We start from the raw sequence: 12,358 nt of genomic DNA, 5'->3' as shown, positions 1-12,358 counted from the left end.
GGAAGGGCATCAGTACCGCCGGCGCTCCGAGACCAGCACCTGCTGGAGTCCTTCGAACTCCTCCACGCACTTGCCGGCGCCCATCGCGACGCTCGAGAGCGGGTCCTCGGCGAGGTGGACGGGCATCCCGGTCTCGTGCCGGAGTCGTTCGTCGAGCCCGCGGAGGAGGGCGCCGCCACCGGTGAGCACGATGCCGCGGTCCATGATGTCGCCGGCCAGCTCGGGCGGCGTCTGGTCGAGCGTCGTACGGACCGCGTCGATGATCGCGTGCAGCGGCTCCTCGAGGGCCTTGCGGACGTCGGCGCTGGAGACGACCACGGAGCGGGGCAGGCCGCTGATCATGTCGCGGCCACGGACCTCGGCCTCGGGCTCGTCGTGCGTCGGGAACGCCGACCCGAGAGTCATCTTGACCTCCTCGGCGGTGCGCTCGCCGAGCATCAGGCTGTACTCCTTCTTCATCCACGCGATGATCGCGACGTCGAGGTCGTCGCCCGCCGTGCGGATGGACAGGCTGGTCACGACGCCGCCGAGGGAGATGACCGCGACCTCGGTGGTGCCGCCGCCGACGTCGACGACCATGTTCCCCGCGGCCTGGTGCACGGGGAGCCCGGCGCCGATCGCGGCGGCCATCGGCTCCTCGATGATGTAGACCTTGCGCGCGCCGGCCTGGTAGCCCGCCTCCTTCACGGCCCGCTGCTCGACGGCGGTGATCCCGCTCGGGACGCAGACGACCATGCGGGGCTTGGCGAGGTAGCGGCGGCGGTGGACCTGCTGGATGAAGAACCGGAGCATCTGCTCGGTCGCCTCGAAGTCGGCGATCACGCCGTCCTTCATCGGGCGGAGGGCGGTGATGTTGTCCGGGGTACGCCCGATCATCCGCTTGGCCTCGTGGCCGACGGCGAGGACCTCGCCGGTGGTGTCGTTGAGCGCCACCACGCTGGGCTCGTCGAGCATGATCCCGCGGCCGCGGACATAGACCAGCGTGTTGGCGGTCCCGAGGTCGACGGCCATGTCGCGGCCGATGATGCTGTTCGCCATCCGCAGTGCCTCGCAGGTTTGCGTCGTTCGGGGAAGGGTGGGGGCACACGCCTGCGACCCCGTGGACCGGCCTGCCCGATCCACGCGACACGACGACCCGCTAGCAGGTTAGGAGCGGGTCAGCCCCAGGCTTGGCTGCCACGCCGGGGCCCGGGCAAAGACATGGAGTCGGCTCTCGGCACGAATCAGGCGGGGATCGTCCTGCCGGCCGCGGCCATCAGCCGCTGGGTGTCGGTGGCGTCCGCGGGCGGCCGGGTCGGTGGCTTCACCAGTCCGAGCTCCACCGTGTGCTCGGTACAGGTCAGCTGTACGACGGCGGTCAGGCGCGGGATCCACTCGGCCGGGAACTCGATCGCGCGGCCGACGCTCGCGGAGAGGTCCCAGGCGTGGGCGGCGGCGTCGATGACGGCGAAGTTGACGACCACGGCGCCAGGCAGCTCACCGAAAGGTGTCTGGTGATGCGCCGTCATCACGCCCTCGGTGAGCCAGAGCGGCACCACCTGCGCGGCGACGTCGGCGGCGATCGGGACCAGGTCGCCGGGATAGGGCACGGCGGCCATGGCCTCGTCCTGCGGCATCAGGTCCTGCCCGGTGACGCAGCCGGCCCAGAAGAGCTGGTTCTTGAGAACATGGCTGGCCAGGCGGCGGACGGTCCAGGGCGGGCAGTTGGTGCCGGCGTCCATCTCGTCGCCGTCGAGCCCCGCGATGACCCGCTCCAGCTCGTGCACCGACCGGGTCAGCAGCGTCAGGTCGTCCATGGTCCCCCCAGGTCTGGGCGGGCCCAGACTACTCACGCCGGTGCGACACTGACCGCATGAGCCGGGAGGGACGGCGCGGCAACGTGCCGAGGTCCGCCACGACGCTCATCGGCCGCGACCAGGCGCTGCCGGAGATTGCGGCGCTGCTGCGCGCCCATCAGCTGGTGACCCTGAGCGGTGTCGGGGGGGTCGGGAAGACGCGGCTGGCCCTGGCGGCCGCCGCCGAGGTCGATGACCGGTTCCCGGACGGCGTGTGGCTGGTCGAGCTCGCGCCGGTCGGCGAGCCCGACGCCGTACCCGACGCGATCGCCGACGCCCTCGGGATCACACCGCAGGGCCACACGCCCGTCATCGACACCGTCGCGGACGCGGTCGCCGGACGTCGGCTCCTGATCGTGATCGACAACTGCGAGCACCTCCTGGCGGCGTCCGGCTCGGCGATCGGGCAGGTCCTCGCCCGCTCCGAGACGCCGCGGGTCCTGGCGACGTCGCGGGAGCACCTGCGGGTGGCCGGTGAGGCGGTGATGTCGGTCTCGCCGCTCGCCCTGGAGGGCGGGGTGACCTCCGATGCCGTGACCCTGTTCGTGCAGCGGGCGGGCACGGTCCGGCCCGGGTTCGGCGTCTTCGACGAACGGACCGCGACCGCTGTGGTCGAGATCTGCGAGACGCTCGACGGTCTCCCCCTGGGCATCGAGCTGGCCGCGGCGCGGATGGCGGCCATGAGCGCGACCGAGGTGCGCGACCGGCTCGGGGACCGGTTCCGGTTGTTGACCGGCCCGGAGTACGGACCCGATCGTCAGCTCACCCTGCGACACGCCGTGGCGTGGTCCTTCGATCTCCTGGACGACGCGGAGCGAGAGGTGATGCGCACGGCATCGGTGTTCGCGGGTGGCTTCGACCTACCGGCGTTGTGTGCGGTCGCGGAGACCAGCGACGACGTCGAGGCCCTGCGGCTCCTGGACTCACTGGTGCGCAAGTCCCTGGTCGTCGCTCACCATGACCCCCACCGGACCCGGTACAGCCTGTTCGAGACCATCCGGACGTTCGCCGAAGAGACGTTCGCGCAGGTCACCGACCGAGGGGATGCGCGAGACCGGCACGCCACCCACTTCGGGCGCGAGGCGGCCGCCCGATGGGAACGGTGGAACGGTCCCGGATGGCGTGACCAGGTCGACTGGGTGCAGGCCGAGCTTGCCAACCTGCGCTACGCCTTCCGGTGGAGCGTCGATCGAGGTCAGGTCGCGGTGGCGACCGACGTCGCCGCCCACGCTGCCCTGATGGGGTTCTCCGTCGAGCTGTTCGAGACGATCGGGTGGGCGGAGGCGCTGCTCGAGGAGGCGGCGCGTGCCGACGTACGCCGGCTGCCCCGGCTGTACGCCGCGGCCGGGTACGCCTGCTTCGTGGGGCGCGCCGAGGCCGCGACCGCGAACGCCCACCGTGCCACCGAGCTGGAGGGGCGAGCAGGGTACGAGTCCTGCGAGCCCGGCTATGCCACGTTCATCGAGGCGCTCGGGCAGGTTTACTCCGGCAACCTCGACCGCTACGTCGAGCTGACCGGCAAGATCGCAGCGCTGCCCGGCACCAGCCGGGCGTACGCGATCGCCGCGTACGTCGACGGTCTGCAGGCCGCGGGTCGGCTCGAGCAGGCGCTGGAGCTCACCGAGGCCGCGGTGGAGGCGGCGCGCGAGCTGGGCAACCCCTACTGGGTGGCGTACACGTGGTGGATCGTCGGGCTCGCTTGGTCGAAGGCGGACCCCCAGCGTGCCCTGGAGGCCTGGGACGAGGGTGTCGCCCACATCGGCCAGCACGACATCCGGTTCTTCGAAGGCTTCATGGCCCGCGACGCCGCGCTGCTGCACACCTCGGACGGCCAGCTGGAGACCGCACTGACGCTGTTCGACTCGTCGATCGAGACCTTCCTGCGCGCCGGCGCCGTCTCCCAGCTGATCATCACCCTGGCCAGCCTGCCGGCGTTGTTCGAACGCCTCGGCCGTCCGGCGGTCGCGGGCACGCTGCTCGGTGCCATGGCCCGCGAACCCGCGAGCTTCCACCACGTGCCCACGCTCAGCGATCTCGGTGAACGGCTGCGCGACGCCCTGGGCGAGGAGCAGTCGGAGCGCGTGGCGGCCACCGGCGCGGGGTTTGACCTGCCCGAGGCTGCGGCGTACGCGGTCCACCAGATCGACGTGGCCCGCAGCGCACTCGCGGCCGCGGAGGAGCGTCGCGGTCCGGCCGGCCTGACCGCCCGCGAGGCGCAGGTGCTCGGGCTGGTCGCCGAGGGGGCGACCACGCGCGAGATCTCCGAGCGGCTGTTCATCTCTGCCAAGACCGCCGACAACCACATCCAGCACATCTACATCAAGCTCGGGGTGACGAACCGTGCCGCCGCCACCCGGTGGGCGCTCGAGCGCCCGAAATGAGGAGATCTCCTCATGCGTCCGACCCTGCCGGCGGATCAGGATTCCCTCGATCCAGCCGACCAGTGCTGGGAGACCCGAGGAGAGACAGATGATCCTGGCAACGACGAAGATCAAGGACCTGGACCAGTTCCTGAAGGTGTACGGCGCGGCCGGCGCCGACAAGCGCGGATCGCACGGGTCGAAGGGCTCCAGCGTGTACCGCGACCCGATCGAGGAGGACCGCGTCTGGGCGGTCTTCGACTGGGACGAGGAGGGCTGGAGCGCCTTCGCCACCGACCCGGAGACCCCCGGGATCATGCAGGAGGCGGGTCACCTGGGCCGGCCGTCGCTGGGAGCGTTCCTCGGCACGTTCCGCGCCTAGGACGGCGTCCGCGTCGGGTCTCTGGCCGCGCCTCGCGCGGTCAGAGGCCCTCGAACCAGATGGCGATCTCGCGCTCGGCGGACTCGGGTGCGTCGGAGCCGTGGACGAGGTTCTGCTGGACCGCCAGGCCCCAGTCGCGGCCGAGGTCCCCGCGGATCGTGCCCGGGAGAGCGGCGGTCGGGTCGGTGGCGCCGGCCAGCGAGCGGAAGCCCTCGACCACCCGCTCGCCCTCGACGACCATCGCCACGACCGGTCCGGAGAGCATGAACTCCACCAGGGGCTCGTAGAACGGCTTGCCCTCGTGCTCGGCGTAGTGCCGGGCGAGCAGCTCGGGAGTGGCGGCGCGGAGCTCGAGCCGGACCAGCGCGTAGCCCTTGGCCTCGATCCGCCGGATCACCTCTCCGGTGAGTCCACGGCGTACGCCGTCGGGCTTGACCAGGACCAGGGTGCGCTCCATGGGCGGCACCCTATCCATGCTCACCAGTCGGCCAGCCGGTGCCTGACGTCGTCCGGAATCGGGCCGTCCTGGTCCGGCTCGACGGCACCGGCTCTCACCGTCAGCGGGACGACACCTGCCCAGGTGCCGGCCGCGAGATCCTCGGGCTCGTCCTTGGGCCCGCCGGTCCGCGCCTTCACCGACGCCTCGGCGAGGGCGACCGCGATCACGGTGGTCGCGACGAGCTCCTTGCGGGTGTTCGCACGCAGGGTCGCCGAGCGGCCGGGTACGACGTGGTCGACGATCAGTCGCAGTGCGTGGTCACGTTCGGCGGGGTCCTCCACGCGGCGCGCTGCGCCGTACACGACGGCGGAGCGGTAGTTCATCGAGTGGCTGAACGCCGCACGCGCCAGCACCACGGCATCCACGAGTGTGAACGTCGCGCACACGGTCTGCCCGGGAGCCTGCAGCAGCCACGGTGCGGCGACCGAGCCGTGGAGGTAGAGCGTGCCGCCCTCGTCGGGGCCGTCCGGATCGGCGGCGTGGATCGCCGGCAGCACGACGGGTTCGCCGTCGCGGACGATGCCGACGTGGCAGACCAGCGCCTCGGCGATGATCGCGTACAGGTCGGATCGATCCTCGCTCCCCCGCTCACGGTGGCGGGTGAGCCGGGTGCGCTGGGTCGACGACAGGGTCTTGCTCATGCTCCTATGCTGAACCGAAAGTGGCCTGTCCGCACGGGCCACTTGAGCGCCGATCAGACAGGACACTTGTGGCACGCAGCTCCCCCGTCCCGGTCACCCTCGACCGCGCGTCCGGCGTCCCGCTCGCCCGCCAGCTGGCCGGCGCGGTCCGGGACCAGGTCGTCGCCGGCACGCTGCCGATCGGCCAGCGACTCCCGAGCACGCGCGCCCTGGCCTCCGACCTCGCGGTCTCGCGCGGCGTCGCCGAGCAGGCGTACGACCAGCTCGCCGCCGAGGGCTGGCTCGAGAGCCGTCACGGCTCGGGGACGTACGTCGCGGCCGGCGCGGCACCGCGCCGACGGCACCGCCCGTCGCGACCGCGCCCGGGCGGATCCGATCTGCTGCGCCTCGACACCGGCACGCCGTGGATCGACCCCCGCCACCGCGCCGCGTGGCGCCGCGCCTGGCGTGACGTCTCGGTCGCCACGCCTCCCGCCGCGTACGACGACCCGGCCGGGATGCCGGAGCTCCGCATCGAGCTCGCCGGCCACCTCGGCCGCACTCGGGGCCTGACCTGCGAGCCCGACGAGATCCTGGTGACGACCGGGACGATCGGCGGCCTGAACCAGGTGCTCGCGGCCCTCCCATCCGGCCCGATCGCACACGAGGACCCCGGCTACCGGGCCGCCGCCGAGGCGATCCGGGCCGGCGGCCGGGAGATCCGCGACGTACCGGCCACCGAGCCGGTGACCGACCTCGGTGGGTGCGCCGCGGCGTACGTCACGCCCGCCCACCAGCACCCGCTCGGGCCGGTGATGTCGGGCGCAGACCGGCTCGCGCTCCTCGCCGCCGCCCGTCGCGCGGCCGCTGTGGTGATCGAGGACGACTACGACTCCGAGTTCCGATACGACGTGGCGCCGGTGCCGGCCCTGGCGGCGCTCGACCGCGACGTCGTCGCGTACCTCGGCACCACCAGCAAGACCGTGGGCCCGAGCATGCGTCTGGGCTGGCTGGTCGCTCCCCCGAGCCTCCACCGCGCGATCCTGGAACGCCGCGAGATCACCCACGACACCAGCGCGTGGCCCGTCCAGCGGGCGTTCGTCTCCCTGCTCAGGGACGGGTACGTCGACCAGGTGGTCCGCTCCGCCCGCCGGACGTACGCCGCGCGCGCCGAGAGGGTCGTGGCCGCGCTGAGTGGCGTGGCAGAGCCGATCCAGCCGGTGGCGGGGATGTACGTCACGGTCCTGATGCCGCATCCGACCGCGGTCCGGGTCGCCCGCTCCGCCCGCACGTCGGGCTTCGAGGTGCCGCTGCTGCGCGACTACTGCCGGACGGCCGACCTCACCGGGATCATCATCGGGTTCGGCGGCTGCACCGACGACGAGCTCGACCGAGCCTTGGCCGCGATCGCCCGTGGCCTCGGCTGACCGGATCGCGGCACCATGCGGTCGCCCGTCGTAGCTAGCCGGTCTGCTGTTCCGCGTCGTACGCGGCGTACGCAGCCGCCCGCTCACGCTCGATCTTTCGGCCGAGGAAGTACGCCGAGCCCCACAGCAGGGCGAAGATCGTGCCGAGGACGAACATCATCGGGACCACGAATCCCAGTGCGATGGCCGCGACCTGGACCACCCAGCCGGCGACGTACGCCGCCTCGGAGCGGAGCAGCCCCGCGAGCAGTAGACAGATCACGCACAGCCCGAGGCCGACCGCGCACGCCGTACGCCACGGCACGTCGGCGAGGTTGATCATCACCGGCGTGGTGAGCCCGAGCACGACCGCCTCGAGCGAAAGGATCGCGGCGCACATCCCGCGCCTGGGCGACCGCTCCGTCGACCGGGCCGAGGTCGCCGACGGCTCAGCCACCGGCAGTCCGCTCTCGACGGCGCAGCATGGCCCGCGCCTCCCCGACCGTGACCACGGAGCCGGTCACGAGCACGGCCCCACTCCCGATCGAGCTGCCCACGGCCTCCCCGGCCTCGGCCAGCGTCGTGGCCTCGTCGATCGCGTCCGCCAGGCGCGGCGTCACCGAGACCCGGTCGGCGCCGAACACCTCGCGCGCGGTCGCCGCGAGCTCGACGGCGGGCAGGGCCCGTGTGGTGGAGTTCTGCGTGCAGACGACGTGAGCCAGGAGCGGCTCGAACGCGGCCAGCACGGCTTCGTACTCCTTGTCCGCCATCACGCCGATGACGCCGATCAGCGGGGAGAAGGAGAAGGAGTCGTCGAGCGCGGCGGCGACGGTCTCGGCACCGTGCGGGTTGTGCGCGGCGTCGAGCAGGATCATCGGGCTGCGGCGGATGATCTCCAGCCGTCCCGGTGAGGTCGCCCGGGCGAAGGCGTCGCGCACCAGGTCGGCGTCGAGGGGCTCGTCGCCGGCGAACGCCTCGACCGCGGCCAGCGCAGCGGCGGCGTTCTGTGCCTGGTGCGCACCGTACAGCGGGAGGAGGACGTCGTCGTACTCCGCCCGCAGCCCCTTGAGCGTCAGCAGCTGACCGCCGACGGCCGGGACGCGTGAGACCACGCCGAACTCCAGGCCCTCACGCACCGGCGTCGCTCCGACCTCCGCGCAGCGGCTCAGCAGCACCTCGGCCGGACCTGGCAGCTGCTGGGTGAGCACGGCCGTGGCGCCGGGCTTGATGATCCCGGCCTTCTCGATCGCGATCACGTCGGGGGTGTCGCCCAGCAGCCGGGCGTGGTCGACGGCGATCGGCGTGACCACGGCGACCGCGCCGTCGGCGACGTTGGTGGCATCCCAGACGCCGCCGAGCCCGACCTCGACGATGGCCACGTCGACGGGTGCGTCCGCGAACGCGGCGTACGCCATCCCGACGATCGTCTCGAAGAAGCTCAGCGGGTGGGGCTGGGACTCGTCGACGAGATGGGTGTACGGCGCGACGTCGTTGAACGCGCGGACGAACTCCTCGTCGGTCAGCGGCTCACCGTCGATGCAGATGCGCTCGTTGATCCGCTCGAGGTGGGGGCTGGTGAACCGGCCGGTGCGCAGGTCGCGCGCGCGCAGCAGCGTGTCGATCATCCGGCTGGTCGAGGTCTTGCCGTTGGTGCCGGTGAGATGGATGACCGGGTACGCGCGCTGCGGGTCGCCGAGCAGCTCGGTGAACGCCCGGATGCGCTCGAGCGACGGCTCGAGCCGGGTCTCCGGCCAGCGGGACTGGAGGGCGTCCTCGACCTCCGCGAAGGTCTCGGCGAGACGCGCCTGGGGTTGCTCGCTCATGTCGAGCCCGAGTCTAGGGAGGCCTCACTCCACGCGCAGATTCGCCATGTCCACCAGACGCCGGTAGCCGATCGCCTCGTAGATCTTGTTCGAGGTCGGGTTGGCCTGGTCGGTGAACAGACACGGCCGCTCGCCGCTCTGCCGAAGCAGCGCCGAGACGGCGTACACGGCCGCACTCGCCAAGCCCCTCCCACGCTGCTCCTTGGGCGTGTAGACGGGCCCGATCCGGGAGACGCCGTACGTCGGAGCCGTCGCGACGGTGACGTTGACCGGGACGTCGTCCTCGTCGACCCAGACGAACACCCGGCCGGACTCGATCCGCCGTCCGAGCTCCTCGTCGGTCGGTGCCTCGTGCGGCGACGCCCCCGGCTCGCGGCCGGCCTGCTCATCGGCGTCGGCCATGAACGCCTCGTACCAGGAGGCGACCAGGTCCTGCTCGTCGAGGGTGGCCGGGCGCAGCCGTCCGGCCACCGGCCGCGGCTCGACCAGGTCGCCGAGCTCGAACAACCGCGTGTGCCGCTCCACCCGAGCCGTCTTTCCGGTCCCCTCGGCCATGTCCTCGCAGAAGGTCTGCACCGCGGGAAGCGCGCCGTTGGCGCCGAGCACCGGCTCGTCGCGGTCGAGCAGTGCCTTCGACAACGAGTGGACGGCGTCCTCCGGCATCGGCATCAGGTAGGCCGGGTAGGTGCCGAACGGCGCGGTCCGCATCGCCGTACCCACGACGTCGTCGCCATCGAGCACCACCACGAACCAGCACGGCAGGCCCTCCGGCCACGCGATCCCCGCCTCACGCTGGGTGGCGATCCGCTCCGCCACGCCGGCGATCACGGTGCTGAGCACCGGCTGCTCGGCGAGCACGTCGCCGGCGACGTCGAGGAAGGCGACCGGGTCGTCGAAGAAGCGCAGCTCCATGCACCGACGCTACGTGGCCTCCGTCGGCGGCGACCACCCGTTTGTACGGAACCATCGGGGGTCCAGCCGGCGTCGGTCAGCGCGAGCGCACGGGCGGGTGGGCGCGCAGCGGCACGACGAGCCAGAGCACGACGTAGCCGAGGACTGCCACGAGCGACGCCACGACGCCCGCCGCGGTCCCCGCCGCGAGGTCGAAGGCCAGGAAGACGACGCCGCACATGGACAGCGCGGCGAGCACGAGACCGACGCGTGCGATCGTGTTCGCCGTGTCCACCAGCCAGGGACGCAAGCCGCGCCGGAACAGGATGCGGTGGTAGGCGACCGGGGCCAGGACGGCGGCCGTGGCGGCCACGGCGAGGCTCAGCACGACCAGGTAGGCCCCCTTCTCGAAGTGGTCGAGCGAGCCGAACTTGTCGGTGTAGGGCAGGGCGAGCAGGAACCCGATGAGCACCTGCACCCCGACCTGGGTCGCGCGAAGCTCCTGCACGAGCTCGGTCCAGTTGCGGTCGATCGTTCCGGAGACGTCGCCAGTGGGCTGCTCCGGCTCCGGCGTCATCCGACGACCGTACTCGCGTCCACGGCTGGGCCCGGGCGTCCTGAGTCGCCTCGTCTCGGTTCTTCGGGGACAAACAGGTTTTCGGCCTCTCGGCCATCCTCCATAGACTTCCGCCATGACCCAGACCCAGCCGCACCTGTCCACGACGCCGCCGCAGCAGCCGGCCGTCGTCGTACCGGACAAGGCGGCACTCGAGGGTCTCGAGGACAAGTGGTCCAAGCAGTGGGAGGTCGACCAGACCTACGCCTTCGACCGCACCAAGGAGCGGGCCGAGGTCTACTCGATCGACACCCCGCCGCCCACCGCGTCCGGCACCCTGCACTTCGGCAGCGTCTGCTCCTACACCCAGAAGGACGTCATCGCCCGCTACCAGCGGATGAGTGGCAAGGAGGTCTTCTACCCGATCGGCTGGGACGACAACGGTCTGCCGACCGAGCGCCGGGTTCAGAACTTCTTCGGCGTGCGCTGCGACCCGTCGGTGCCGTACGACGCCGACTTCACCCCGCCCGAGAAGCCCGACCGCAAGCGGCAGGTGCCGATCGGGCGGCAGAACTTCATCGAGCTCTGCGAACAGCTGACGGCCGAGGACGAGGTCGCGTTCGAGGCGCTCTTCCGGCAGCTCGGTCTGTCGGTCGACTGGAGCTACCTCTACCGCACCATCGGCGAGAGCACCCGGATCACGTCCCAGCGTGCCTTCCTGCGCAACCTCGGCCGGGACGAGGCCTACCTCCAGGAGTCGCCGACCCTGTGGGACATCACGTTCCAGTCCGCGGTCGCGCAGGCCGAGCTCAAGGCCCAGGAGTATCCTGGCCACTACTACCGCATCGCCTTCCACGGCCCCGATGCGCCGGTCCACATCGAGACGACGCGGCCGGAGCTGATCCCGGCGGTGGTCGCGCTGATCGCCCACCCGGACGACGAGCGCTACCAGCCGCTGTTCGGCAGCACCGTGAGGAGCCCCGTCTTCGGCGTGGAGATCCCGGTCCTCGCCCATCACCTCGCGGAGCCGGACAAGGGCGCGGGCATCGCGATGTGCTGCACGTTCGGTGACCTCACCGACGTCCAGTGGTGGCGCGAGCTGCAGCTGCCGGTCCGCACGGTGATCCGCCGCGACGGTCGGCTGCAGACCGACACCCCTGCGTGGCTCGCCGGCGACCAGGCCGCTGCGGCGTACGCCGAGCTGGCCGGGAAGACGACGTTCTCCGCGCGTGAGGCGATGGTCGCGCTGTTGCGCGCGGCCGGCGACCTCGAGGGCGACCCGAAACCGACCATGCGGATGACGAACTTCTACGAGAACGGCGACAAGCCGCTCGAGATCGTCTCCACGCTCCAGTGGTACATCCGCAACGGCGGTCGCGACGAGGGGCTCCGGGAGGCACTGGTCGAGCGCGGCAACCAGATCGCGTGGACGCCGGCGTACATGCACCACCGCTACACCAACTGGGTGGAGGGTCTCAACGGCGACTGGCTGATCAGCCGGCAGCGCTACTTCGGGGTGCCGTTCCCGGTCTGGTATCGGCTGGACGAGTCAGGCGAGCCGAGCTACGACGAGCCACTGGTGCCTGACGAGGCATCGCTGCCGGTCGACCCGTCGAGCGACTGCCCGACCGGGTACGACGAGTCGCAGCGCGGCGCGCCCGGCGGGTTCATCGGCGACCCGGACGTGATGGACACGTGGGCCACCTCGTCGCTGACGCCGCTGATCGCCTCCCGCTGGGGCACCGACGACGACCTGATGTCGCGGGTGTTCCCGATGGACCTGCGCCCGCAAGCCCAGGACATCATCCGCACCTGGCTGTTCTCGACGACGGTCCGCTCGCATCTGGAGTTCGGTGTCACGCCGTGGGCCAACGCCGCGATTTCCGGCTGGATCCTCGACCCTGACCGCAAGAAGATGTCGAAGTCCAAGGGCGACGTCATCACCCCGATCGCGCTGTTCGACGAGTACGGCAGCGACGCCGTGCG

Annotated in this window: 12 protein-coding genes; 4 read left to right on the top strand and 8 right to left on the bottom strand. The window is 71.6% G+C overall.

All coding sequences use genetic code 11. The features are described from left to right. Positions 1-9: 9 nt before the first annotated feature. The gene (locus VGJ24_RS11530; protein WP_331500740.1) at positions 10-1,038 is read right to left on the bottom strand and encodes a rod shape-determining protein; all 1,029 of its coding nucleotides are present in this window, start codon (positions 1,036-1,038) and stop codon (positions 10-12) included. Positions 1,039-1,223: 185 nt separating this feature from the next. Beyond that, positions 1,224-1,796, bottom strand: coding sequence for a TIGR03086 family metal-binding protein (locus VGJ24_RS11525; RefSeq protein WP_331500739.1), 573 nt, complete (start codon positions 1,794-1,796; stop codon positions 1,224-1,226). A 56-nt stretch (positions 1,797-1,852) separates the two neighbouring features. Here VGJ24_RS11525 and VGJ24_RS11520 point away from each other — a divergent pair, with 56 nt between their 5' ends. Both VGJ24_RS11520 and VGJ24_RS11515 read left to right on the top strand, forming a co-directional pair. Further along, entirely contained in the window at positions 1,853-4,216 is a 2,364-nt protein-coding gene (locus tag VGJ24_RS11520) for a helix-turn-helix transcriptional regulator (RefSeq protein ID WP_331500738.1), read from the top strand. A gap of 88 nt (positions 4,217-4,304) precedes the next feature. After that, entirely contained in the window at positions 4,305-4,577 is a 273-nt protein-coding gene (locus VGJ24_RS11515; protein ID WP_331500737.1) for a hypothetical protein, read from the top strand. Between the two features lie 40 nt (positions 4,578-4,617). On the opposite strand, the gene ndk is transcribed toward VGJ24_RS11515, so the two are convergent. Continuing rightward, complete coding sequence (gene ndk / locus VGJ24_RS11510) at positions 4,618-5,034, bottom strand: nucleoside-diphosphate kinase (RefSeq protein WP_331500736.1); 417 nt, start codon at positions 5,032-5,034, stop codon at positions 4,618-4,620. A 20-nt stretch (positions 5,035-5,054) separates the two neighbouring features. After that, on the bottom strand, positions 5,055-5,717 hold the full coding sequence (locus VGJ24_RS11505; RefSeq protein WP_331500735.1) for a pyridoxamine 5'-phosphate oxidase family protein: 663 nt from the start codon (positions 5,715-5,717) through the stop codon (positions 5,055-5,057). A 68-nt stretch (positions 5,718-5,785) separates the two neighbouring features. On the opposite strand from VGJ24_RS11505, the gene VGJ24_RS11500 reads away from it, so the two are divergent. Further along, positions 5,786-7,123 carry a PLP-dependent aminotransferase family protein gene (locus VGJ24_RS11500; protein WP_331500734.1) on the top strand — a complete coding sequence of 446 codons (1,338 nt, stop codon included), beginning with the start codon at positions 5,786-5,788 and terminating at the stop codon, positions 7,121-7,123. 34 nt (positions 7,124-7,157) lie between these two features. Here VGJ24_RS11500 and VGJ24_RS11495 read toward each other — a convergent pair whose 3' ends face one another. The 4 genes from VGJ24_RS11495 to VGJ24_RS11480 all read right to left on the bottom strand — a co-directional run bounded on the left by VGJ24_RS11495 (position 7,158) and on the right by VGJ24_RS11480 (position 10,393). Beyond that, positions 7,158-7,559, bottom strand: a complete 402-nt coding sequence (locus tag VGJ24_RS11495) for a DUF4233 domain-containing protein (RefSeq protein WP_331500733.1) — start codon at positions 7,557-7,559, stop codon at positions 7,158-7,160. Beyond that, positions 7,552-8,925, bottom strand: a complete 1,374-nt coding sequence (locus VGJ24_RS11490; RefSeq protein ID WP_331500732.1) for a folylpolyglutamate synthase/dihydrofolate synthase family protein — start codon at positions 8,923-8,925, stop codon at positions 7,552-7,554. Before VGJ24_RS11490 ends, VGJ24_RS11495 begins: the two co-directional genes overlap by 8 nt. A gap of 24 nt (positions 8,926-8,949) precedes the next feature. Beyond that, positions 8,950-9,837, bottom strand: coding sequence for a GNAT family N-acetyltransferase (locus VGJ24_RS11485; protein ID WP_331500731.1), 888 nt, complete (start codon positions 9,835-9,837; stop codon positions 8,950-8,952). Positions 9,838-9,913: 76 nt separating this feature from the next. Next, positions 9,914-10,393, bottom strand: coding sequence for a DUF6328 family protein (locus tag VGJ24_RS11480; RefSeq protein WP_331500730.1), 480 nt, complete (start codon positions 10,391-10,393; stop codon positions 9,914-9,916). Between the two features lie 115 nt (positions 10,394-10,508). Here VGJ24_RS11480 and valS point away from each other — a divergent pair. Continuing rightward, the coding region (gene valS / locus VGJ24_RS11475) for a valine--tRNA ligase (RefSeq protein ID WP_331500729.1) at positions 10,509-12,358 on the top strand (1,850 nt) is incomplete at its 3' end.

The organism is Nocardioides sp., from assembly GCF_036493135.1.
Lineage (GTDB): Bacteria > Actinomycetota > Actinomycetes > Propionibacteriales > Nocardioidaceae > Nocardioides.
This window is presented reverse-complemented; position numbering and strand designations above follow the sequence as displayed.